This window comes from Microbacterium sp. Ag1, from assembly GCF_001005635.1.
GTDB lineage: Bacteria > Actinomycetota > Actinomycetes > Actinomycetales > Microbacteriaceae > Microbacterium > Microbacterium oxydans.
In genome coordinates this window covers 1-21,223 of the sequence record NZ_LBCR01000014.1, presented here as the reverse complement: position 1 = coordinate 21,223, position 21,223 = coordinate 1, and the positions used below count along the sequence as shown (strand labels likewise).

The following is a 21,223-nucleotide window of genomic DNA, read 5'->3' as shown; positions in this document are numbered from 1 at the left end:
CGACGGGCCCGCCCCGTCACGAAGGAACCTGCGATGACCAGCACAGCCCCCGCCACCCCGCGCAACGCCCCAGACCCCGAAGCATCAGGCAAGCCGGATTCCCCGGACGACCTGCACAAGAGGTCCTGGAAATACGTACTGCGGAAGACTATTCGCGAGTTTTCCTCGGACCAGTGCACCGACATCGCTGCGTCGCTGACGTACTACGCTGTGCTGTCGCTCTTCCCGGGCCTGATTGCAATCTTCTCGCTGCTGGGTGTCGTCGGGCAGGGGAAAGCCGCCAGCGACGCGGTGCTGGGAATCATCGAGCAGGTCGCTCCCGGCGACACGGTCGACACGATCCGCGGACCGATCGAGCAGATCGCCGAGTCCCCGGGTGCCGGGTTCGCCCTCATCACCGGCATCCTGCTGGCGATCTGGTCAGCATCCGGGTACGTGGGAGCGTTCAGCCGTGCGATGAACCGGATCTACGAGATCGAAGAGGGCCGGCCGTTCTGGAAGCTGAAGCCCGCCCAGCTGCTGGTCACCGTCATCACCATCGTGCTGCTCGTCATCGCCGCGATCATTCTTGTCGTCTCCGGCTCGGTCACCAAGGCGATCGGCGACGCACTCGGCATCGGCGACGTACCCCAGACGATCTGGTCCATCGCCAAGTGGCCGTTGCTGGTGTTCATCGTGGTGTTGGTCGTCGCGATCCTCTACTACGCCACCCCAAACGCGAAGCAACCGAAATTCCGGTGGATCAGCATGGGCGCCCTGCTGGCAATCATCGTGCTCGCTCTCGCCACCGCAGCCTTCGGGTTCTACGTCGGAAACTTCTCGAACTACGACCGCACCTATGGATCCCTTGCGGGGATCATCATCTTCTTGCTCTGGCTGTGGATCGCGAACCTCGCGCTGCTGTTCGGCGCGGAATTCGATGCTGAGCTCGAGCGAGGTCGCCAGCTGCAGGCGGGCATCGCCGCCGAGGAGGACATCCAGCTACCTCCGCGCGACACCCGCAAGAGCGACAAGGCCGCCGAGAAGGAGCGGCAGGACATCGAGAAGGGCCGAGAGATCCGACAGAATGCCGACCCCGACGACACAGCCAAGGACGCGACCACCCCCGGTCCTGCCAGAGAACACTGACGGACGGCCTCGCTCGGGGCGCTCACGCCGCAGCTACTGGGACAGCTCCCCGGCGAAACGGTCGAGGAGTACTTCCAGCGATACTTCGAATTCTTCGTCAGAATGGTCCTCGCTCAGAAGAGCCCGTAGCCGACGGACCTCCGGAGCGTCATCCAAGCCGATGCTCCCGTCACGCTCGGGTATATCCGCGTTTCCTTCGTCGAGCGGTTCTTCCACCGGGCCGGTCTCAGCTCCCCGAACCGCGGATTCCAGCAAGAGTTGACCGAGCAGGAAGCTGCTGAAGGACCGATACGCATCGACCGCTTGCGCGTCCGTAAACCCGTGCCCCAGCAGTGTGCTGAGGAACGTGTTCACGACCTCGACGCTGCGTAGCGGGGGTCGTAGCCAGGGCGCCGCGGGATGCCGGGTGGCCACTAACGGAAATGCCTGAGGATGATCGATCGCGATCTGACGTACCTTATGGGCGACATCCTGCAGGAAGCCCTGCCAGTGCTCCGCCAACTCGTCGTCCAGGTTCGATGTCAATTGTCCGAGGAGCAGAGCGATCACACCCTCGAGCAGATCCTCACGCCCGTGCACGTAGCGGTAAAGAGACATCGCTTCCACACCCAGTTCCTGAGCAAGGGAGCGCATAGAGAGGCCCTGTGCCCCGGCGCGATCGATCTGGCCTAGGGCGGTCTCGATGATGAGTTCGCGACTTAGGCGCCCGGCCGCTGACCCTCGGGGCTCCCGGCTAGATCCTCTCGACATGACGCGTCATCCCTCCCAACGGTCCGGAACGCACCGCCCCTGCGGGTGCAGATCGGACCGACCGATATATGCCACGGTAACCCTGCTTACAACGTAAGCAGGGTTACCTGCCCTCGGTGCGGTCCTGTACCCACCGAGCGATCCCGATCATGAGACGCGCAGAGCTCGCTTCGCGGATCGAAGAGTGTTTGGCCGGACGCGAGAGCCTGCAGGTCAGTTTTCTCCGTTGGCGGCTTCGTCTTCTTCTGGGTTGAAGTGCGAAGGCGAGTCGGACAGGCCTGCGGCTACCCCGTCGGGGTTCGCGGGGATGGTGTTGTCCTCGCCCAGACCCCCGGGCTTGACCGTTCCCTCGGAATCGTTGGTCGGAGCATCGGTATCGGAGTTCTCGAAGCGTGACGCATTGCTGTCGTTGGTCATGGCCCTCTGCTTTCTCTTTTTCCTGTTCGGGAGACGGCTAGAGTACCTCCTGCGAACACCCCGGTCGCACACAGCGGGGAGTGACTTCTGCCCGGGCGTTCGGCGGCGATCAGACCCGCGGGAGCAGGCCATCGCCGTGGTGCCGATCGCGGAGCGATCGACAGCTCTCGCGTCAGAAACGATGTCCACAGAGCATGTGTCGAGCTCGCGCGCCGAATCTACGAGTTCTCCTCGGAGGTCCCCCGTTCCACCGTCACAGCCCTCCTCGGGTGCCCGGAAGTGAGGTCCATACCAGCCTCGCCCTCTTCGATGAGGAGTGGATTATCGGGTCTCGGGTCTCGGGTCCGGGGTGGAGTGGAGGGGGAGCAGTGGGAAGTGCCCCGCCTTTCGTCACGATGGCGTCGGCGGTTCGAAATGCGGGATAGGCGCAGAGCGCTCACCGCGCTTCTCTCGGTGCTGCGCTCGCGCCTTGTCGGTGATCGGTACGGCGTAGGCGGGGGACATGATGGGCGCGAACTTCGGAAACCGGCGGCCTGTGACGACGCTCGGGGTGATCTTCAGCACGAACACCTTCGGCGTAGCGGTCCATGACTGGAAATGCTGCGCGCCGACGCGGTGAAGCTCAGATTCGCTGGTCACCTGCTCGGCAATGCCACGAACCACGACGCTCCAGAAGTCGGCGTCGTCCGCTCCGTCAACCTCGACTGCGACACGAGACTGCGAGGTGACAGCCAGGAACTTCGAGTCCACCGCTGACCGGATATACATGCTCTCGTCGACAGCGAAGTGATTCACCGGTCGAATGTCGGGGAATCCATCCACACCGACAAAGCCGATTCGGCAGAGCTGCGAGGTTCGCAGCAGCTCCCAGCACTCGGCCTCGTCGAGCTCCTCTGGTTGAGAGCCGTGTTCACGGCTTTCAGTTTTTGCAGTCATCACGAACCTTCCTGAGGGGAGCGGCGCCGAGTCGGCGATGCTCTTATCGTGACGGTCCCACCGGCTAAGGTCCACTCAGGATTGCAAGGGGGTCGCTGTAGTCCCGTGCTCCGACTGAGGATAAGACTTCGCCTGCAGAAGATTGGAGACAGGAAATGTCTAACGGGGACGTACAGACCTACGAGCGAGAGGGCGCCTGGCATAACAGGCTCGTAGGGTTTGCCAAGGTCGAGGGCAGTCATCCAATGAAGGCGGACGCGGTCGCGGAAGGTCGCGCTCTTGCTCGAGCGTTGCAGGTCGGCCATCACATCGGCAGTCAAGAGGATGGACCGGCGAACTGAGATCGTGCAGATCTCGCACAGGCAGGAATCAGGTATCGCTGCGTAGCGCCGCGTGGCGGGTCATCGGCGGTGAGTGTGGGTCTCTGACGACGCCCATCGCCCAGTACGAGACGGCTGAAGAAGGTCTGCAGGTCATCGCTGGCTACGCCTACAACGGACCCGCACGCGATGGCTTCAAAGCCGTGGACCTGCCCGCATCCGAAGCAGCCGTGTGCGGCATCCATCTCGGTTCCATGGATCGCATCGCCGAAAGCTGGCAAGCGATCCACGCCGAGATCTTCGCTCGAGGGCTTGTCCATTCAGGGCCGTGTCGGGAACTCTATGTCCGGGCGATCTCGGAGAACCAATCCGATTGGGTGACGGAGTTGCAGCAGCCTGTTCGTCGCAGCTGAAGCTGTCTATGGCGAATCCGCATTCCCCCTGGCTGTTCTCAACAGCTTGATCCATGCTCGCCCCGCCGTAAACGATCGTTTACGGCCGGCCTGGATGTAGGGGGTCGAGAGACCTCCGCTTTGCATTCGATGACGACAACGAGGTCAGGTGCGCTTGGCGCTGTGATGATGAATTCCGGGTAGCCGGCTGCCTTCCCGGTCCCCTTCTTAGATGCGCGAGAGAGAGCTGAACGGATGGCCGCGATCGCGCTCTGCTGCTTCTCCACGAGGATCGCTTCTTCGTCGTCGTAGTAGCCCAAGCGACGGAGGATGCCGTCGGTCATGTCCTCGGTGATTCTCTCGTTTGGCACCCTATGACCGTAATGCTTGTGCAAGCTTGAGCCAACCAGATCGGGTGGTCATCCCGCTTGCTGCAGCACGATCGGTTCACTGCGCCTTGCTCGTGGGTGGAACGTCTGGCGACCCCTCGAGGCGGAGATGTTCGAGGATCGCTGCCTCGTCACCAGCAGGGGCGTTCTGTGCCCTGCTTAGGCGACGGCGTTGTGACATAATAACGATTATCGGCTGAATCTCGATCTGTCAGATTCGAACATCTGAACTACCATTATCCGCATGGGCCAGAACAAGCGCTACCCCGAATTGCTCGAAGGGGACATCGCGCGGGCGAGCGACAAGATCGATCGCCAGACGCGGCCTTTAGGGCTGTCAGAGCCCGAGCTGAAAAGCTCAGGGATGCGGCAGGACGCCCGCGAACCCATCCCGGTCACCGCGTGGATACCGCACCAGGTGCTCTGGACCGAGCCGCAGCTCGTCGAGGCGGAAGCGATTGCCTGGACACGCGATGCCGTGCTCGTGCGCTGGCGGTCGCACTACAGCGTGCATCCGCACCACACATGGGTGTGGGCCAGCGCCGTCACGCGCAGAGACGGCTAGCCGGCGGCCGCGGAAAAAGCTGCTCGGGATTCCTGACGACTTTTTGTAGCATCGAGCACCTGGCGCCGCAGCTCCACGATCTTGTCGACACGGAGCCCGGTCCAGCTTTCCCCGCCGTCGACGACCACGTAAGGCAGCTCCCGGATGCCACGAGCCCGCAGCTCGTCACGCATGCCGGCAGCGTCGACGTCGACGACCTGGTGCACGACGCCGGCCAGCTCCAAGGCGCGCGCCGTGTTCGTGCACTTCCAGCACCCCTCAGCCCCGTAAACCGTCACCTGTGCGCCCATCGTCCTCACCCTCTCGTGTCGTCGGCCCTGAGCCGATGCGCCGGCATCGGCTCGTAACCGCCGCCCTGCACGCAGCGGAGAGCCGAGTCCAGGGCCGGCCTTGGCCGGATTCCGGAGGAATCGCGTAGCGCCCTTGACGCGGTTCGCAGCGGAGTGCAACCCGAACCAGCGGAACGAGGAAACGGCAGTACCAGCTCGCGCGAAACTCTCGTGGTGTTAACACCAATTCGGCGTGTCACCGTAGCGACGCGGTGTTAACACCAATACGCTTTCGGCTATGACTCGGAGACAGATTCCCAGGGGCACGCGCACCGCGTCCGCGCGGCTGTCCCTCGTGGTCGAGGAAGAGAAGAAGGATCGCTTCGCGGTGATCGCCAAGCAGTCCGGGCTTTCTGGCGCCGGCTTCTTCGAAGCACTCGTCGACCACCTGGAAACCGAGCTTACCGACCGCGGCGTGCCGTCCTGGCTGCCGCAGCCCGAGCCTCACGACGGGGAGCTGCCTATCAACGTCGCTTAACGAAAGAGCCCGCCGCGAGTGCGGCGGGCTTCTCCCAAGTCTTTCGATCCGCTGAGTTTGGCGACTAGTACGGATCGAGTTCCGAAGAACCGGTGGGTACCGGGGCTTCGTTGTGCCCACAGGAGCACGTATGCATAGAGTACAGCAGTCCCCCGCGCATATCTATAACCACGGCGCCGTGCCGCGCGTGTCGTCGTCCGTCGAACGGCCACCGGCTCAGCCTGGCAGCCGTCGACCGCGCGGCCGCAGTCTCGTCTTGAAGCCCGCTCAGGGCGTCTACGAGAGCATCCGGCCATGCCGGCCGGCCGACTGGCTCCACGCCGTCGAGGTCGCGCTGAGCGTGCCCGAGGTCGAGGCGCTGCGCCGCCGGCTGCGCTGCGCGAGCCCTGAAACGATCCTCCGAGCGTGCAAGGTCTGGGCGGCCGCCGCAGACTTCCGCACGGGTCGAAACGTCGCTGTGAGCCACGCCACGGTCGCGGAATCGATCGTCTATGCCGAGGCCACAGTGAAGCGCATCATGCGGTTCCTGTCACGTCTGGGGCTCGTCGTGGAGGTCGCCCGCGGGGCCAATTGGCTGCGCCTGGATCAGCTCGCAGAAGCACGCGACCTGGGCGCCGAGCAGCAGCGATCGGTGGCGTCGACGAGGGCTCTCACGATCCCTTCGAATGTGTACGGCACCCCCCTTCCCCTCTCTCCGAGAGTTAACAAATCCACTCCCGTTTCAAAGAACTCACCAAGCGCGTTCCGCGCTCGGAAGGCCGGGGCTTCGCCCCGTCCGGCTTTGAATGAAAGGGTCAGAAACGGCAGCTCCCAGCGAGCCCCCCGACCCGAGGTTGCACGGCTCGCCGGCCAGCTCGTGAACGCACTCCCCCGGCTGCTCTGGACTTCGACCAAGCAGCCACATCGGACAGTCGTCGAGGTGCCCGGTCGAGGCGTCGAGGTCGTATGGACCGGCGGCCGGCACATCGGACATGTGTGCGAAGCGATCGAGCGACACAAGCTCGTCGAGCGGGGCTGGACTGCTCAGCGCATCCTCGATCGGGTGTCCGCGTTCCGCATCGAATCGAGGATCGCTGAGCCCGAACCCGACCAGGTGCGCGACTCGCTCGCATGGTTCTTCTGGCTGATTCAGCGGGCGATCGGTAAGACCGATCTGGCGCCGCAGAAGCAGGCAGAGATCGAGAGGGACGAACGTGCCGCCGAGGCCTTAGCTCGACGAGCAGCAGACGACGAGCTACGCGCCCGGTTGGTCGAGCAGCAGGACGAGATTCAGGCGGCTATCGCCGCCATGCATGAGCAGTTCCCGAGGCGGCCGAAGGTGCGCCGCCCCTTCGTTTGATTCTTCACCGAGAGCGAATAGGTAAACGAAGCGTTCCGCTCCGTTTGTCCTTCTCCTGCGTACCTTATGAGTAATGGAGGTTGGCAAGTAAATGGGGGGTAGGCAGGAGAAGGACAAAGAGAGAGATAGAGATAGTAGAGAGAGAAGAAAAAAGAGGGGGACAGTTGGTGAGGTGGTTGGTTTTCAGAGGCCCGGATGAGTTGGGTAGACGGACTGAGGAGCGGTCACTTGGAGGGGTGTCACTGATGTTGTCGAGGTGGGTTCTTTCGCACTGCGTGCGATCCTTCGATGATCACCACACGCAGATCGACAATCAGTTGTGGTGCGGGAGCGCCACACCGCGACTTGGAGGGTAAGACGTGCAGATCACAGCGCGTGACGAACGAATTTTCGAATGGCTGCGAGTGGTGAAGCTCGCAGACACGGAGGCGGTCAGGTGGGTTCTCGCCGCCCTCGACGGCCGCGACGAGCCCGTGTCGACGAGGCGAGCGCAGCAGTGGATCGCGCGCGCGGTCGAGGCCGAACTGGTCGAGAAAGCGCGGCCAGTGTTTCGGGATGGAACGGTGATTTGGCTGAGCCGATTGCTCAGCAATCGGGCCGCCCCGAACCTGTATCGAGCGACCACGCGACACGAGGTCGCGGTGTCTTCGATCAGCTCCCGATTCCTCGCCGCCGGCTATAGCTGGCGGCGCGATCGGCAACCCGCGACGAAGCAAGAACACGCTGCCGATGGAGTCGCGGAACGCGCCGCCAGCGTCGAGCTGGTCGAGGTCGAGCTGACCGCGAAAACGCTCCATCGCTACCGCGGCATTTTCACCGACCACACCCGGCGCCTGACCGAAGGCGTCGAGCGGGTGGTGTACATCGGAACGGCCGGCGCAATGCGCGCCGTCGACCGAGAAGCGAATAAGTGGGTGCATCCATCGCTCCGCGATCGGATCGTCACGCTGGAAGCGCTCGACGAGCGCGGCCACATCGTCGCGCCGCTCGATGCACTCTGGCCGGGGGACGCTCCCCCGGCACCGGCACCGGCACCGGCACCGGCAGAGCCGGCGCCAGAACTCGAGGCGGCTCCGGCAGCGCCGGAACTGCCGATGTGGGGAGGGAGAGACTGATGTCTCAGCAACAGCAACAGCCGCCGGCCAAGACCGACACGACCACCGAGATTCTGATGAGCCTCGTCAAGCTGGTGTTCTTTCTGACGATCGGGCTCGTGCTTCTCCCGCTCGCGGTTCCGTACATCGTGGCGACGACCACCGGCAACCGAATCGCCAAGCGGCACGCTTTCTGGATGACATACCGGTGGCATGCCCTCGTCAACGTCGTCACCGTGGCGATCGTCGCCGCGGTGGTCACCGTCGAGGCGGTCATCGTCACCCGCTGGATCGCGTCAGGCGACGCGAAGGCGTTCACACAGCGCCCCGACTGGATCGCAGAGCTGGCCGGCGCCGTCTGGCCCTGGCTGCTCGTGAATCTGTTGCTCGGCGTGCTGCTACTGCCGATCACCTGGACGATCCGGCGGCGCCGGATCGCGGAAATGGTGCGGCGCCGCATGATCCCCGATGTGCTCACGCAGGAGCACATCGAGAGCGCGCGGAAGCGCGCGGCCGACATGATGAGTGCCCGCCAGCTCGGCGTGCAGCTCGACCCGCGTACCGGCGCCATTTCTGCCGGAAAGGGCGGCGGTATCGACGCGCCGGCCGGCGCGATCGGCCTGGTGAGCAGAGCGACCGTTTCGACGTTCGCAGAGAAGTTCATCGATAAGCGCGAAGTTCTCGACTGGACGGATCAGACCGGCCGATTCATCACGCTCCCCGCAGCGGCCGGCGCGATCCGCGTCATGCAGCTCGCAGAGAGCGGCAGCGGCAAGACCGTCCTGATGTACCACGGCATCACCGAAGTGCTCCGGCGCGGTTGGCCGGTGTACTTCATCGACGCGAAGGGCGACCCCGAAGACGCCGACCAGCTCGCAGAGCTGGCCCAGGCGCTCGGGTACACCGTGCGGATCGGGGAGCCGTGGAACCTCTACACAGGCACCGCGTCGCAGATCACGACGAAGATCCTCCGAACAATTCCGCTGAGCACGGGTGACGGTGCGTTCTATCGTCGCGAGGCCGAGCAAGCTCTGCGCGCGATCCAATCCAAGGCACCCCTGACCGGGATGCGTGACCTGTTCACGCGACTGGACAACCCGCGCGAGTACGTGCGGGATCAGACGCAGCTCAACAGCCTCATGGCGCCTGTCGACAAGATCGGCACCAAACGGAACGAGCGGATTCGCGACACGCTGCTGACCGCGCTCGAACCGCTAGAGCCCTACCTGTCGGCGTCGGGCTGGTCATACGGGGACGGCGGCGCCGATCTAACGATCGTGCCCCTCTCCCCCGCCGACGAGGCGGAAGCCCGCGTGGGTGACCTGATGCTGCTCGACCTTCGACAGTGGATGACGACACGACTGCGAGGCCGGGACAAGAGCCCCGGCGTCGTCTTCGTCGACGAGTTCGCGCAGCTCGTGACCGCTGACAGCGATCCAGGCGACACCGCCGGCTCGATGTTCGAGACGGCCCGCTCAGCGGGCCTCGGGCTCTGGCTTGCCGTGCAATCCGTCGCCGGCATTTCGAACGACGAGACGCGCCGTGAGCGCGCACTGTCGAGCGGCGCCGCGCTTCTCTTCGGGCGCTCGAAAAAGCCCGAGGATGTTGTGAGCTACGCCGGTACGGTCATGCGCCTGGAAGCATCCGGCGCCGCGACCGGCGAGGAACTGCGCTCAGCCCGAGCGCAGCACACCTACGTCGTGCCTCCGCAGGACGTCCGACAGGCGAGCATAGGCCAGTTCTGGCTTGTGCAGAGCGGTGGCCTCATCAGCGGCCGCGCGCTGCCGCCCAAGAAGGCGCCAGCCGTGCTGGTGGCCGCGCCCCCGGTCGACGAGCTGCCGGCGGACGAGCTGCCGGCGGACGAGCTGCCGGCGGACGAGCTGCCGGCGACGAAGCTCCCCCGGTTCGAAGAATCGTCAGAAGACGAAGACACGGAGAAACAGGGATAGGCCCGCCCCCAATGTGCACAGCCCAGCTATCGCGGGGCTGACCTGCACACAGTGGGGACGGGCCGACCGTCACCACCCAGCCGGCGCCGGTTTTTTTGCTGATGACGACAGGGTGGATTTCAGAGGGGGGAGCGTTTCGTAGCCCGTGGCGATTCCAGCCGCGCGAGCAGCGTACGCGCTCCCCCACTCCCCCACGATCCGAAGATGCGCAGCAGACCCAGCCGCCCGAGCTGGCAAGCAAGGGGAACCCACAGCCCTGCCGCCGTTGACGATGCCCCAGCAGTTACGTTCGAGAATCCAAACTAAAAGGCAAGTCCCCCCTTGACAGGCATGGCAAGGGGGGACTAGACTTTAGGTATGAACAAGGCAGAGAAGGCACAGGCAGACGGGATCGTCGTCGTGTTCAGCCCCGAGGAATCATGCGTTCAGTGCAACGCGACCTACCGGGCGCTCGACGCTAAGGGCATCAAGTACCGCACGATCTCGGTTCCCCAGGACGACGACGAAACGCGCGACATGCTCCGCGAACTCGGCTTCATGCAGTTCCCCATCGTGTGGGCTCCGCGCGTCGGATACTGGGCGGGATTCCGCCCCGACAAGATCGGCTCACTCGACGAGGCGGCCGCACGATGAGCGCCACGGTTACCGCTCCCCTCGTGGCAGCGATCGAGGGCGCCTGGGCAGCCATTCAGACCACGCACGAGGACGTGCCCGAGGTAGTCGTGACCATCGGCAGCGGGAGCAGCGCCAAGGGGCTTAGGCTCGGGCATTTCGCAGCTGACCGATGGGTGCGGGGCGAGGATGCCGTGCACGAGCTTTTCGTGGGCGGTGAAGGGCTCGCCCGAGGCGGCGCTGACGTCATGGGTACTCTGCTCCACGAGGCAGCTCACGCGGCCGCACAGGCGCGAGGCATCCAGGACACGAGCCGTCAGGGCCGCTACCACAATCAGAAGTTCAAAGCGATTGCCGAGAGCTTCGGGCTCGCGATTGAGCATGACGCGAAGATCGGATGGAGCGTTACCGCACTCCCCGCGGGTGCAGCAGCGCACTATGCCGTCACGATCAGCAGCCTTGACGCTGCGATCACCGCGCACCGCCGCGCCGAGCTTCACGGAGCAGAGGGCGGCCGCAAGAGCAACAACAACGGCGCTGCGGCCGTGTGCGGCTGCGGCCGTAAGATCAGGGCATCCCTCGCGGTGCTCGACGCTGGTCCCATCGTGTGCGGCCTCTGCGGTGACGAGTTCACCCCCGAAGACTGAAAGGCAAGTCCCCCCTTGACATTGACGGCAAGGGGGGACTAGATTAGAGTTATGAAAGCACAGAAGACGCGGGACGTGCTCAAGTACCTGAAAGGGCTCGGCTGGGTCTACCTCCGGGACGGCCAGGGAAGCCACGAGCTTTGGGGATTGCCCGACGAATCTGTGAAGGCGTCAATCCCGACCGGACACCGCGAGGTCTCCCCCGGGGTGCTGCGCCAGATCCAGAATGCAGGAGTCGAGTTGCCGCGAGAGTGGCGATGAGGAAGGAGGGCGCGATGAGCGCACGAACGTTCGAGGTCACCGTCGAGCGCGAGGGCACCTGGTGGGTGTTCGAGATTCCCGAACTCGGCACCGGCGGCCAGGCGCGCAACCTCGCGGAAGTCGACTACGAGGCTCAGGGCGTCGCCGCGATGTGGCTCAACGTCTCCCCCGAGACGGTCGCTGTCAACGTCACTGTGAAGGGCCCAGAGCACGCCCTCAGCGAGTGGGCGGCCGCCGAGCGTGACGAGCAGGAAGCGCGAATCGCACAGGCACGAGCTGCCGAGCGTCGCCGGTCTGTCGTGCGCGAACTCCGCGGGCAGCTCAGCGCCCCCGACGTCGGCCGCGTGCTCGGGATCAGCAAGCAGCGCGTCTATCAGATCGAGAAGGCCACCGAAGCCGGCAAGACGATCGCCGGCCAGAAGGTCGCCGGCCAGAAGGTCGCCGGCCAGAAGGTCGCTTCGTAATCTCGACCGCGTAGCCAGCTATCTAGATAGCTGGCACGTCATCACAAAATCTAGCTAGGTAGGTATCCATATATCTACCTAGGTAACAAGATACCTAGACAGGTAGATAGGCAGGTAGATAAAATGAGCGGCATGCAGACGTGGATGGTTTACAGCGAGGCGGGCGGCGTCAAGAAGACGACCACCGCTGTCAGCGTGGCGATGGTCGCAGCCGAAGGGCACGAAGGCAGGGAAGCAGACCCCGAGAAGGGACTGCATGCGATTGCCCCCGTAGCCCCGCGCCGCGTCGTGTTGATCGACCTCGATCCCCGAGCGGCCGCGACGAAGTGGCTCCGAGCTGAACCAACGGGGGAGGGGCTGCACGTCGGCGCGATCCTGGGCGCCAAGGATGACCCGATCGGCTGGGCCGAAGACCTCGCCGTGCCGAGCCGCTGGCATGAGAATCTGCGCGTCATCCCCGCAGCGCGCGACCTCAGCAACCGAGAGAGCGAGCGCGACGACTTCGCCGAGCTCCGGCTGAAAGCCTCGCTGACGGACCTCGCGGCTGACCTGGTGGTGATCGACTGCGCGAACCGGCAGGGCGGCCCGCTGACCCTCTCCGCGCTGCACGCGGCCGAAAAGGTGCTGTACGCGGCCACAGCGAGCGATTCAGGCGTGGATGGGGTCACGGGGGCGCAGCGCACCGTAGAGGCGTTCAGGCGCAGCATGGAGCGCCTAGGGGCGGCATCCGGCATCGAGGAAGCGGGCGTCGCGGTCACACGCGACGGAACAGGCTTTATGAGCTTCAGCGAGACAGACGCGATCGAGCAGATTCGCGAGCTGACGCCGATCATCGAACCGATCGTGCCGCACCTCTCGATCGTCCCGGAATCCCGCATGGCGGGGGAGTGGTTCGGGAACTTCCGCAAAGGCCAGGCCGTGCGCGATGCGTACGCCGCGATCGTAGGAAAGGCGATCCAATGAGTATGCAAGACCGACCGGCGCGGCCGGGACGCACGAAGCCGGTTCCCGCAGCCGATTCCGGGGTGGACCCCATCGACTACAAGCCAGCCACGCAGCAGCCGGCGCCGGCTCCCGCGACGTCGACGAGCACCACGGCGCCCGATGAGGGCAAGGGCGCCACAGCGCCCGCGGCGGCCGCACAGCCGAGCAACCCGACGCCGCCGGCCTCAGTCGTCCCCGAGCTGGACGTGACGGTACAGAGCGGCATCCGTTGGTCACCCGCAACCGAGGCAATCGTGAGGGCCGCCAAGGCTCGCACAGGGAAGACGCGCAGGGCGCTCGTCGAAGAAGCGATCGCCCGCGTTTGGGGGGATTGACACGTACGTGTCAATTACTCGAGGAAAGGAGAGAGGAACATGTCTGTTCGATTCATCACCGGAAACCTCGCTGACGAGCCGGAGGTTCAGCAAGCGGGGCGCGTCCAGATCGTCAAGCTGACGGTCTTGGAGAACACCGCCACCAGGCGGGGTGACGAGTGGGTGCCGGGGCACAAGCCGCTGCGCCACGACGTCGAAGCCAAGTTCGAGCTGGGCGAGAACGTCGCCGCGACGCTGCACAAGGGCGACGCCGTGGTGATCGTCGGCGCCGAGCGTGACGCGAGCTTCGACGGCAACGAGGGCACCGTGTACCGCCGGGTCATTGATGCCTCGCACGTGGGCGTCGACCTGGTGAACGCCACGGCCGTTGTCACCCGCAACGCCAAGAGCGACTGACGCCAGGCGCACAAAGGGGGCGAGGCCACGGCCTCGCCCCCTTTCGTGTGCGTACTACCGGAGCACCCAGCTCACGAACGACAGCAGCTCTGTTGTCACCCGCTCACGATTAGCCGTGTACCGCGGATGCCGGCCGGCACGATCGCCGGTCACGCTCGCTGCGATGTAGCCGCGTTCTTCCAGATCGGCCAGAGCGTCAATCGTCGTCGTAACGGCGAGCCCGGTCGCTTTCGTGACTTCCGAGCGCGACGCCGACTCAACACCGAGGAGGAAGCGCAAGCACGCCAGCCGAGATTCGTTCTGCACGACTCGATGCGCGTTGAGTGCTTCCCCCGTCAGGTCGGGAATCGGGGAGCGACGGGGCATGCGCTCCATTCTGCCAGGAGCGCTGTCATCACCTGTGCTCATCTGCCACCTTCCAACCTTACGGATTATCCGTTAGGCTGAGTGTACAGGCCGCGCAAGTTCACGCGGTTTCCGGGTAGTCCGAGGTACGGGTTACCATGATCGAAAACGCAGGGGGTGCGAATGAATACGAATGATGGTCAGTCCGCTGGATTCCGCGGGGCCAGCCGTGCGCAGGGGTATATCGAGAACGCCGACGACGTTCGCCCCGATGAGCCGGCCGAGAATCAGGTACTGACGCCGCGGGACATCCCGCAGGTCGTCCCCCAAATGGGGGACAACGCGACTAATGCGGAAGTTCCGACATCGGAGCAGCTTCTCGCTCGATTCCAGGGCGGGGGAGAGGGGCCGGCAACCGAGTCGGCGCCGCCCGCTGACGGGGCTCCCGAGGGTGTCGAGGCTGTCGAAGCAGAGACGCTGCCGGAGGTCACTCCGAGCTTCGAGCTGCGCGTGACACGACGCGACAAGGCGGCAGAAACGCCGTCGCTCGGCTGGCGTCGACGCTGGCGACAGCTCGGCTTCAAGATCGGGCCCAGCGCGGAAGAATTGGCGGCCGCCGAGCTTGGCAGCGCCCGATCGCTAATCCGACTCTCCCGCTGGCTGCGCAGTGTCGGCATCCTGGTCGCGAACCCGAAAGGCGGCGTCGGTAAGACGCCGCTTTCCCTCGCTATCGCCGGCTGCATGGCGACGATTCGCGGGGGAGGGGCGATCGTGCTCGAAGTCGCGGACGACCCCGGCGCGCTGTCCGTGAGGGCAGAGGGTCGAGCCGGCGTCGGCGTGGCCGAGCTGCTGCGCGACATGGACGAGATCCGCGGAGCCGGCCACCTGGACGGGTACGTGTCGAAGCAGACGAGCTACGCCGGAGTGATCGGCACCGTGGGTGACCGCGATCCGCTCACCGCCGACGACGTGCGACGTCTCGCGGCCAAGGTCGACGAGTTCAACACGGTACGAGTGATGGACACGGGTAACCAGCCCAGCAGCAGCGCGTTCCACGGCGCGCTCGACGTGACCGACGTGCTCGTGATCCCCGTGCTCGACGCACTCGACGCACTCCAAGGCGCCATGCAGCTACTGCGGCACCTGCACCAGCTCGGCGGCCACGCTGCCGACCTGGCCCGGAATGCAATCGTCGTGCGCATGCACGACGGCCGACCCGAAGATGCAGAGGTCAGCGCCTACGCCGCCGAGCTGATCGAAACGGCCGGCATCCGCGCCGTCTATCACGTGCCGTTCGACCGGCATATCGCAGAGCGCTCGACGCTCGCCTACGGCCAGCTCGCGCCGGCCACCACCACCGCGATCACCCAGCTCACCGCCGGGATCGTTACGCAGCTCAACAACGTACTCCGAAAGGCAGACTGACATGGAAAACCCACTTGACGGGGTAATCCCCGACTTCTCGATCTTCGGCGCTGAGTTCACCGAGCTTTGGCAGAAGCTGCTCGGCGGAATCTGGGCGCTCGCGATCGTCGCCTCGATCGTGTTCCTCATCATGGGACTGATCAAGGTCGGACAGAACGGCGAAGTGAACCCCCAGGCCGTGGCCGAGGGCAAGAAGCAGGTTCTCATGTCTGCTGTCTCGCTCGGCGGCCTGGTGGCGCTGGCCGTCATCGTCGGCGCAATCATCGCGATCTTTAGCTGATGATGAGCACCCAGCCCACTGCTCCGCACCGCCGCCGCTGGCCCTGGTTCGTCCTGATCGCCGCGGTGCTGGTCGTCGCGGCTGTCGTCGGGCTGGGTCTTTTCTATGGCGCGCAGAACGATCCTGACCCGATCGCGACGCCGCGCCCCTCAACCCCGTCGACGCCCGCCACTACAGCACCCCCTGCGGCGGCGGGCGTCGACGGCTGCCTCGCAGGGACAGCCCGCGCGCCCCAGACCGTGCTCGATGCGCAGAAAGCCGCGCCGCGCTCGGTCGACGGCGCCGTGTCCTTCGTCCTGACATTCGAGCGCTGGGCGGCGCAGAAGCCCACCGCACCGGCTAGCGAGATTGCTCAGCTCGACGGCGTGGTGTGGACTGCCGGCGATCTCGCGGCCGACGTCGGCTCGTACGAAGAGTTCCAGGCGGCGCAGTTCAACACCACGACGATGAACGGTTACTACCGCGTCGAGAGCTTCGACGAAGAGGTTTCCCAAGTCGAGCTGACGGTGATGCTCCCGCTGGTCATCAACAACGCGATCGACCCGACGCTGCGGCTCACGCCGTCCGTCATCGTCGAATGGACGGATCGCGGCTGGGTGATCGTGGGGGAGGGCACCGCCACCGACAAGGACTCGCTGCCGACAACCGGCGTGCCGATCCCCGGAGGCTGCTGACATGCGCGCGCTGGGGATCGACGACATTATCAATCTCCCCGAGACGATCGGGAACGTCGTCAACTTCTGGTCCGACCCCTTCGGGAACATGTACAAGGCCGGCCGTGAGGCCGTCCTAGGGCTCAGCAAAGACGTCATCCCGGCAATCACCGAGTCGACGCTGCCCGATCTGTCGCTGCCGTCGTTCCTCAGCTCCTACGCGGTGTCCTTCGCCCTGAGCATCATGCTCGCCGTGGTGCTGCTCATCATGCAGTTCGTTCGGACCGCCCGCGGCAAGATGAGCGGGCAAGACCTGTTCGACTCGATCGCGCTGTACTTCCCCGGATTCCTCATCGGAATCAGCTTCGGGCCCGCGTTTGGCATGCTGCTTATCGAGTTCATCAAGCTCCTCACGCGGAGCCTCATCATGTGGACCTACCAAGGCACCGTCGATGAAATGGTCACGGAGTTCGGAGCGAAAGCGGTCGAGGATCCCAGCACTATTGCTGGCGGCGCCTACATCGGCTCCCTCGTCATCTGGGCTATGGCAATCGGGCTGCTCATCATCCCTCTGATCTTCGTCTTTCAGCTCGTGGTGCAGTACTTCTCGGGCATCCTGATCCCGCTCGGCGTTGTCTGGGTTGTCGATTACGCCCGCCGGCATGGTGGGCTCGGCGCCGTGAACTTCTGGGTCGGCATGTTGTTCGTGCAACCGCTGCTTTTCCTCATGCTGGGCTTTGCGTTCCGCCTCAACATCGACTCGATTGGGGAGTGGGGGAACGACGGCTTCAAAAACCTCGTGGGGCTGCTGATCGCCGTCATCGCGATCTTCCTCGCCCAAGTCGCGCCGTTCGTTCTCATCGGCTGGGGTAAAAAGCACCTGGCCGGACAGCCTGCATCGGATTCGAGCGCGACCAACCCGATCGGCGCATCGTCGCCCGGACGCACCCGGACCGTAACGAACCGGGGGAGCGACGGACCCAGGGGACAGCAAGCCGTTCGATCGAACGCTACTGCGGCGAATGCGCGCGGGGCCACAGCATCCAAGATTGGCGCCGAGAGCGCCGGCACCGCCGGCAAGGCGACGGCGACCAAGGCGGGCACCGCGACAGCGACCAAGGCCGGTGCCGGCGTCGCGAGCAAGGCCGCCGGTCCGGTGGTTGCCGGGGCGAGTCTCGCGGCGGACGGAGCCGTGAAGGCGACCCGCAAGGCCAGCGAGACAGCACACACCTCAGTCACCCCGCCACCGGTTCACGGGAAGGAACGGCCGCAATGAGCGACACACAGACCGATCAGGAACGCGGCGTCTTCGTCCTCGGAGGCGAAGGCAGCCACCGCGGATTCTGGGGCACCAAGAACAAGTCACGCGGCTGGGGCACGGTCCTGATCATCGGCGTAGCGATGATCTTCACGCCCGCGTTCGGCTGGTGGGCGATCGGCCTCGGCCTCGGCGGCGTCGCCGTTCTCGTCGTCCTGACCAGCGGCACCCACAACGGCAGCATTCTCGAGCGGCAGCGCCGCCAGCGCCGACACCGCCAGTCCGTGAAGACGCACGCCGACGAGTACATTCCGTACGACGCCGAGCGCGCGGAGCTGCTGACGACGGCGCTCGCTCAGACCCAGAAGTCGAAGGACAAGGCCGACCAGGCCGCGCGTGTGACGTGGGCGCGCGAGCTGCGCGTCATGCGTGCTAACCCTGACGGTTCTGACGGCATGGGCTGGCTGCAATCCGGCCGCGGAGTCCCCGGTATTGCATGGCACGGCCCGGCGGGCGAGGAACCCTATCTGAGCGTCGCGTTCTCCGTCAGCGGCCAGCTCCGCGGCATGGAGTCACCCGAGAACGTCATCCGCGGTGCGGAAGCGTTCGGGGCTTTCCTCGCCGGCAAGGCGGCACCCTCGTCCCTACTCCGCTTCGTCCAGTCCGTGACGCGCGTGCTGCCGGCCGACACCGCACTGCAGGAGTTCTGGGTACTGAACAACATCGACCCCGCCGCTCCCGACTGGTCGAAGCAGTCCTACGAGGAAGTGCTGATCGAATCATCACGCGGCGCGATGGTGCAGCGTCACTACGCTGTAGGCCGTTGGCCCCTCACGCCCCGATTCCTCGAACAAGCGAAGAAGTACGGCACTGGGCGCGACGGGTGGCGGCGCCTCATGGCCGCCGAAATCGAGTCGTTCCGTCGCGGTCTGCTGGACAGCCGCCAGTCGTGGGCTGAGCCCCTGACGGCCCGCGGAACGGTCGCGGTGATCCGCCACATGCAGAATCCGAGCCGGCCGCTCGACCTGGTGCGTGACCTCAATCCCGCTGACATCGGGGAGCGGACCCCCGGCGGCGAGTATTCAGCGCACGTCGTGCACGGCACCGACCCGGAGACGGGCGAGCCCGTCGAGTGGTGGCACCGCACCGCGGCGATCCGCGCCGAGAATCTGGCCGTCGCCCAGCGCCGGCCTCTCTGGCTGCTCGACCTTCTCGTCGGCCGCGAGCTAGACGTGATTCGCACCGTCGCTTTCGATATCGAGCTGATCCCCAGCACCGAAGCGCGCCACGCCGCACGCCGTGACCTGGTGTCCGACCTCGCCACCGAGCACGCGGAAACGTCCGGCGGAAAGATCCCGTTGGACGAAGGAAGCGTGAAGGTCGACGCAGCTCGTCGACGTCGTAACGATCTTGCCGAAGGAAGCGGCCACCACGGCACAAACTGGGTCGGTTTCGTGACCATCACGGCCGAGAGCCGCGAGCTGCTCGCAGCCGGCAGCCGAGAGCTGGCCGAGCTGTGCGCAAACGGCGTCGGCATCCACAAGCTCGAATGGCTCGACTCGTACCAGCCGGCCGCGAGCGGAACCACCTGGCCGATCGGGCGCGGCATCCGCCCGCACGTTCCCACGTTCGGCGCCAAGACAATGCGACTCATTGCCGGCGGCGGAGACAAGGAGGCGATCGCATGAGCGACACCACGGCACCACGACGTTCCCGCCGCGACCGGAAGGCAGCCGAGCCCGTCGACGTCGCGACGGCCGAGCCGGTCGACACGGCACACGGCGAAGTTTCGCCGTACGAGCTGCCCGGTCCCACGCGGCGCGTGAAAGCCCGCAAGGCGGCCCGTGGGTACTACGCGCCCGCGCTGGAAGGAGCGCCGTCGACGACCCGACAGGCATCCGTCCTGAACACCGCACTGATCGGCCCGGTTACCGGCACACAGGGCGTCGCCAACGGCCGTGACATGCTGTCGCACACGATCATCACGCACGACCCCGTGACGGCCTACAACTCGACGCCTCGGCTGATTTCCAGCCCGAACTCGATTGTGTGCGGAGGCGTCGGTGGCGGAAAGTCGAGCTTCGTCAAGACGGTCTACGTCATTCGCCCACTCGTGATCCGGTACCGCCGCGCCGTCATCTTCGACAAGAAGAACCGCGCCGGCGAAGGCGAGTATGCCGAGCTGGTGCGCAAGTGGGGCCAGGGCGAGCCGATCCGGTTCACCACGGACGGCTCAGGCTCCCGTCTGAATCTGCTCGATCCCCTCATCGTGAATCAGATCGGCTCTGCCGGCACCTACCGGCTGCTGCACGCAATCGTGCGCATCGCGCGTGACGGCGCCCAGCTCGACGAATGGGAAGAAAAGGCGGCCCGCTCGGCGCTGAAAAAGACTCTGGCCGTCCACGACGACGGCCGCGAGCCGACCCTGGCCGACATCCTCCCGCTGCTCGGCTCAGTGACCGACGAGAGCGACATGACCCCCCATGCGCTCGACCGGCTGCACCAAGCCGGCCTCGGCATCCGCTTCACCCTGGAAGGGCTGCTCGACGAGTACGGCGGACTGCTCGACGGTGAGACGAGCAAGGGCGTCGACCTCACCGGCAAGCTGACCAGCTTCGATATCTCGCAGCTCCCCAACGAGGGGCCGTCGTCGCACGTCGTACGCGCGATCGGTAACCAGTGGATGCTCGGGCGCCTCCGCACCGATCCCGGCTGGCAGACGACCTGCATCAATGAGGAAGGCTGGGACATGGTGGAGGGACCGGCCGCGCACCTGTTGAAGTCCAATCAGAAGCTCAGCCGTGGGCTCGGGCTGAACAACGTGTTCGTGTTCCACAAGGGACTCGATATCCCTCTCGACTCACCCGGCCGCACTGTCATCAGCGAGGCTCAGAGCATCTACGTTTTCCGACAGGATCGGAAGGAGGATGCCGACTGGGCCGTGCGCACTTTCGGCTTCGACCCCAGCACGGCTGAGACGTTGCAGACTCTCGCCCCTGGCCAGTACATCTTCAAGTACGGCGCCGTCCCCGAGACGCACGTGGAGCACGTGCGATCGTCGATCGAGGTCGGTCTGACCGACACGGACGAGGGCATGCGAGGCGACGGGCGCCAGGACGACGCATGAAGACCCTGGCGGGAGTTATCGCCGCGATCGTACTGCTCGCGTTCGGCACGACGTTCGTGCTCGCATCCGTGCAGCGCGCCGACGCATCCGCGTGCGTCGTGGACCCGTCGCAGCTCCCGCCAGAGGGTATTGAGGGTTGGAAGGGTGACCAGCTCGTGAATGCTGGCCTCATCATGGATGCTGCAACGCAGCTCCAGCTCGGCAAGGATGCGCAGATCATCGGTGTGATGACCGCTATGGGTGAGGCGTCGCTCAACAACATCGGCTATGGCGACTATGAGACGGGCGGCGTCCTGAACCCGGACGGCTCGCCCACGTCGTCAGTCGGCCTGTTCCAGCAGCAGGAGTGG

26 protein-coding genes and 1 pseudogene are annotated in these 21,223 nt (G+C 65.3%); 21 read left to right on the top strand and 6 right to left on the bottom strand.

Features of this window, described 5'->3' with window-relative positions:
* Positions 1–33 precede the first annotated feature (33 nt).
* Positions 34–1,128 carry a YihY/virulence factor BrkB family protein gene (locus AAY78_RS00590; RefSeq protein WP_046746436.1) on the top strand — a complete coding sequence of 365 codons (1,095 nt, stop codon included), beginning with the start codon at positions 34–36 and terminating at the stop codon, positions 1,126–1,128.
* A 33-nt stretch (positions 1,129–1,161) separates the two neighbouring features.
* On the opposite strand, the gene AAY78_RS00585 is transcribed toward AAY78_RS00590, so the two are convergent.
* The 3 genes from AAY78_RS00585 to AAY78_RS00575 all read right to left on the bottom strand — a co-directional run bounded on the left by AAY78_RS00585 (position 1,162) and on the right by AAY78_RS00575 (position 3,231).
* On the bottom strand, positions 1,162–1,878 hold the full coding sequence (locus AAY78_RS00585; protein ID WP_045264176.1) for a TetR/AcrR family transcriptional regulator C-terminal domain-containing protein: 717 nt from the start codon (positions 1,876–1,878) through the stop codon (positions 1,162–1,164).
* Between the two features lie 213 nt (positions 1,879–2,091).
* Positions 2,092–2,295: a hypothetical protein gene (locus AAY78_RS00580; protein ID WP_046746435.1), complete on the bottom strand. Its 204-nt coding sequence runs from the start codon at positions 2,293–2,295 to the stop codon at positions 2,092–2,094.
* 390 nt (positions 2,296–2,685) lie between these two features.
* The gene (locus AAY78_RS00575; protein WP_052748582.1) at positions 2,686–3,231 is read right to left on the bottom strand and encodes a pyridoxamine 5'-phosphate oxidase family protein; all 546 of its coding nucleotides are present in this window, start codon (positions 3,229–3,231) and stop codon (positions 2,686–2,688) included.
* Between the two features lie 337 nt (positions 3,232–3,568).
* Here AAY78_RS00575 and AAY78_RS19375 point away from each other — a divergent pair, with 337 nt between their 5' ends.
* On the top strand, positions 3,569–3,964 hold the full coding sequence (locus tag AAY78_RS19375) for a GyrI-like domain-containing protein (RefSeq protein WP_156172580.1): 396 nt from the start codon (positions 3,569–3,571) through the stop codon (positions 3,962–3,964).
* 38 nt (positions 3,965–4,002) lie between these two features.
* On the opposite strand, the gene AAY78_RS19370 is transcribed toward AAY78_RS19375, so the two are convergent.
* On the bottom strand, positions 4,003–4,314 hold the full coding sequence (locus tag AAY78_RS19370; RefSeq protein ID WP_197077650.1) for a hypothetical protein: 312 nt from the start codon (positions 4,312–4,314) through the stop codon (positions 4,003–4,005).
* Positions 4,315–4,576: 262 nt separating this feature from the next.
* Between AAY78_RS19370 and AAY78_RS00570 the strand changes: the two genes are divergently transcribed.
* The gene (locus tag AAY78_RS00570) at positions 4,577–4,897 is read left to right on the top strand and encodes a hypothetical protein (protein ID WP_046746434.1); all 321 of its coding nucleotides are present in this window, start codon (positions 4,577–4,579) and stop codon (positions 4,895–4,897) included.
* Here the strand turns inward: AAY78_RS00570 and AAY78_RS00565 are convergent.
* Positions 4,894–5,187, bottom strand: a complete 294-nt coding sequence (locus tag AAY78_RS00565) for a glutaredoxin domain-containing protein (RefSeq protein ID WP_082108519.1) — start codon at positions 5,185–5,187, stop codon at positions 4,894–4,896. The genes AAY78_RS00570 and AAY78_RS00565 overlap by 4 nt on opposite strands.
* Before the next feature lie 277 nt (positions 5,188–5,464).
* Between AAY78_RS00565 and AAY78_RS00560 the strand changes: the two genes are divergently transcribed.
* From AAY78_RS00560 to AAY78_RS00510, 11 genes are all read left to right on the top strand, one after another.
* A complete protein-coding gene (locus AAY78_RS00560) occupies positions 5,465–5,704 on the top strand; it encodes a hypothetical protein (RefSeq protein WP_046746433.1) in 240 nt (79 codons plus the stop codon).
* Positions 5,705–6,044: 340 nt separating this feature from the next.
* Complete coding sequence (locus tag AAY78_RS19095) at positions 6,045–7,043, top strand: hypothetical protein (protein WP_156172576.1); 999 nt, start codon at positions 6,045–6,047, stop codon at positions 7,041–7,043.
* Between the two features lie 359 nt (positions 7,044–7,402).
* Positions 7,403–8,158, top strand: a complete 756-nt coding sequence (locus tag AAY78_RS00550; protein WP_046746432.1) for a hypothetical protein — start codon at positions 7,403–7,405, stop codon at positions 8,156–8,158.
* Positions 8,158–10,086: a hypothetical protein gene (locus tag AAY78_RS00545; protein WP_156172575.1), complete on the top strand. Its 1,929-nt coding sequence runs from the start codon at positions 8,158–8,160 to the stop codon at positions 10,084–10,086. Before AAY78_RS00550 ends, AAY78_RS00545 begins: the two co-directional genes overlap by 1 nt.
* A gap of 357 nt (positions 10,087–10,443) precedes the next feature.
* Complete coding sequence (locus AAY78_RS00540; protein WP_046746431.1) at positions 10,444–10,719, top strand: glutaredoxin domain-containing protein; 276 nt, start codon at positions 10,444–10,446, stop codon at positions 10,717–10,719.
* A complete protein-coding gene (locus tag AAY78_RS00535; RefSeq protein ID WP_046746430.1) occupies positions 10,716–11,345 on the top strand; it encodes a hypothetical protein in 630 nt (209 codons plus the stop codon). The genes AAY78_RS00540 and AAY78_RS00535 overlap by 4 nt, the downstream gene beginning before the upstream one ends.
* Before the next feature lie 51 nt (positions 11,346–11,396).
* A complete protein-coding gene (locus AAY78_RS00530) occupies positions 11,397–11,606 on the top strand; it encodes a type II toxin-antitoxin system HicA family toxin (RefSeq protein WP_042540880.1) in 210 nt (69 codons plus the stop codon).
* Between the two features lie 14 nt (positions 11,607–11,620).
* Positions 11,621–12,070, top strand: a complete 450-nt coding sequence (locus AAY78_RS00525) for an antitoxin HicB (RefSeq protein ID WP_197077649.1) — start codon at positions 11,621–11,623, stop codon at positions 12,068–12,070.
* Positions 12,071–12,202: 132 nt separating this feature from the next.
* Positions 12,203–13,033: a ParA family protein gene (locus AAY78_RS00520; RefSeq protein WP_046746450.1), complete on the top strand. Its 831-nt coding sequence runs from the start codon at positions 12,203–12,205 to the stop codon at positions 13,031–13,033.
* Positions 13,030–13,389, top strand: a complete 360-nt coding sequence (locus AAY78_RS00515; protein ID WP_231589622.1) for a hypothetical protein — start codon at positions 13,030–13,032, stop codon at positions 13,387–13,389. The genes AAY78_RS00520 and AAY78_RS00515 overlap by 4 nt, the downstream gene beginning before the upstream one ends.
* 39 nt (positions 13,390–13,428) lie before the next feature.
* Positions 13,429–13,785 (top strand): single-stranded DNA-binding protein, encoded by a 357-nt coding sequence (locus AAY78_RS00510; protein ID WP_046746428.1) that lies wholly within the window; start codon positions 13,429–13,431, stop codon positions 13,783–13,785.
* 54 nt (positions 13,786–13,839) lie between these two features.
* On the opposite strand, the gene AAY78_RS00505 is transcribed toward AAY78_RS00510, so the two are convergent.
* Positions 13,840–14,151: a hypothetical protein gene (locus AAY78_RS00505; RefSeq protein ID WP_046746427.1), complete on the bottom strand. Its 312-nt coding sequence runs from the start codon at positions 14,149–14,151 to the stop codon at positions 13,840–13,842.
* Positions 14,152–14,313: 162 nt separating this feature from the next.
* On the opposite strand from AAY78_RS00505, the gene AAY78_RS00500 reads away from it, so the two are divergent.
* The 7 genes and pseudogenes from AAY78_RS00500 to AAY78_RS00470 form a co-directional block, all read left to right on the top strand.
* Positions 14,314–15,555 (top strand): ParA family protein, encoded by a 1,242-nt coding sequence (locus AAY78_RS00500; RefSeq protein ID WP_046746426.1) that lies wholly within the window; start codon positions 14,314–14,316, stop codon positions 15,553–15,555.
* A 1-nt stretch (position 15,556) separates the two neighbouring features.
* Entirely contained in the window at positions 15,557–15,835 is a 279-nt protein-coding gene (locus AAY78_RS00495) for a hypothetical protein (RefSeq protein ID WP_046746425.1), read from the top strand.
* Positions 15,835–16,509, top strand: coding sequence for a hypothetical protein (locus AAY78_RS00490; RefSeq protein WP_231589621.1), 675 nt, complete (start codon positions 15,835–15,837; stop codon positions 16,507–16,509). The genes AAY78_RS00495 and AAY78_RS00490 overlap by 1 nt, the downstream gene beginning before the upstream one ends.
* 1 nt (position 16,510) lies before the next feature.
* Entirely contained in the window at positions 16,511–17,764 is a 1,254-nt protein-coding gene (locus AAY78_RS00485; RefSeq protein WP_046746423.1) for a hypothetical protein, read from the top strand.
* On the top strand, positions 17,761–19,434 hold the full coding sequence (locus AAY78_RS00480; protein WP_046746422.1) for a hypothetical protein: 1,674 nt from the start codon (positions 17,761–17,763) through the stop codon (positions 19,432–19,434). Before AAY78_RS00485 ends, AAY78_RS00480 begins: the two co-directional genes overlap by 4 nt.
* Positions 19,431–20,873, top strand: a complete 1,443-nt coding sequence (locus tag AAY78_RS00475) for an ATP/GTP-binding protein (protein WP_046746421.1) — start codon at positions 19,431–19,433, stop codon at positions 20,871–20,873. The genes AAY78_RS00480 and AAY78_RS00475 overlap by 4 nt, the downstream gene beginning before the upstream one ends.
* Positions 20,870–21,223 (top strand): annotated as a pseudogene (locus AAY78_RS00470) (M23 family metallopeptidase); the annotation flags it as partial. The gene AAY78_RS00475 and the pseudogene AAY78_RS00470, both read left to right, overlap by 4 nt.

Bases quoted from the DNA above. Each gene is read 5' to 3' on its own strand.
- AAY78_RS00590 (WP_046746436.1), top strand. From the start codon at position 34: ATGACCAGCACAGCCCCCGCCACCCCGCGCAACGCCCCAGACCCCGAA.
- AAY78_RS00585 (WP_045264176.1), bottom strand. From the start codon at position 1,878: ATGTCGAGAGGATCTAGCCGGGAGCCCCGAGGGTCAGCGGCCGGGCGC.
- AAY78_RS00580 (WP_046746435.1), bottom strand. From the start codon at position 2,295: ATGACCAACGACAGCAATGCGTCACGCTTCGAGAACTCCGATACCGAT.
- AAY78_RS00575 (WP_052748582.1), bottom strand. From the start codon at position 3,231: ATGACTGCAAAAACTGAAAGCCGTGAACACGGCTCTCAACCAGAGGAG.
- AAY78_RS00570 (WP_046746434.1), top strand. From the start codon at position 4,577: ATGGGCCAGAACAAGCGCTACCCCGAATTGCTCGAAGGGGACATCGCG.
- AAY78_RS00565 (WP_082108519.1), bottom strand. From the start codon at position 5,187: ATGGGCGCACAGGTGACGGTTTACGGGGCTGAGGGGTGCTGGAAGTGC.
- AAY78_RS00560 (WP_046746433.1), top strand. From the start codon at position 5,465: ATGACTCGGAGACAGATTCCCAGGGGCACGCGCACCGCGTCCGCGCGG.
- AAY78_RS00545 (WP_156172575.1), top strand. From the start codon at position 8,158: ATGTCTCAGCAACAGCAACAGCCGCCGGCCAAGACCGACACGACCACC.
- AAY78_RS00540 (WP_046746431.1), top strand. From the start codon at position 10,444: ATGAACAAGGCAGAGAAGGCACAGGCAGACGGGATCGTCGTCGTGTTC.
- AAY78_RS00535 (WP_046746430.1), top strand. From the start codon at position 10,716: ATGAGCGCCACGGTTACCGCTCCCCTCGTGGCAGCGATCGAGGGCGCC.
- AAY78_RS00530 (WP_042540880.1), top strand. From the start codon at position 11,397: ATGAAAGCACAGAAGACGCGGGACGTGCTCAAGTACCTGAAAGGGCTC.
- AAY78_RS00525 (WP_197077649.1), top strand. From the start codon at position 11,621: ATGAGCGCACGAACGTTCGAGGTCACCGTCGAGCGCGAGGGCACCTGG.
- AAY78_RS00520 (WP_046746450.1), top strand. From the start codon at position 12,203: ATGCAGACGTGGATGGTTTACAGCGAGGCGGGCGGCGTCAAGAAGACG.
- AAY78_RS00515 (WP_231589622.1), top strand. From the start codon at position 13,030: ATGAGTATGCAAGACCGACCGGCGCGGCCGGGACGCACGAAGCCGGTT.
- AAY78_RS00510 (WP_046746428.1), top strand. From the start codon at position 13,429: ATGTCTGTTCGATTCATCACCGGAAACCTCGCTGACGAGCCGGAGGTT.
- AAY78_RS00505 (WP_046746427.1), bottom strand. From the start codon at position 14,151: ATGCCCCGTCGCTCCCCGATTCCCGACCTGACGGGGGAAGCACTCAAC.
- AAY78_RS00500 (WP_046746426.1), top strand. From the start codon at position 14,314: ATGAATACGAATGATGGTCAGTCCGCTGGATTCCGCGGGGCCAGCCGT.
- AAY78_RS00495 (WP_046746425.1), top strand. From the start codon at position 15,557: ATGGAAAACCCACTTGACGGGGTAATCCCCGACTTCTCGATCTTCGGC.
- AAY78_RS00490 (WP_231589621.1), top strand. From the start codon at position 15,835: ATGATGAGCACCCAGCCCACTGCTCCGCACCGCCGCCGCTGGCCCTGG.
- AAY78_RS00485 (WP_046746423.1), top strand. From the start codon at position 16,511: ATGCGCGCGCTGGGGATCGACGACATTATCAATCTCCCCGAGACGATC.
- AAY78_RS00480 (WP_046746422.1), top strand. From the start codon at position 17,761: ATGAGCGACACACAGACCGATCAGGAACGCGGCGTCTTCGTCCTCGGA.
- AAY78_RS00475 (WP_046746421.1), top strand. From the start codon at position 19,431: ATGAGCGACACCACGGCACCACGACGTTCCCGCCGCGACCGGAAGGCA.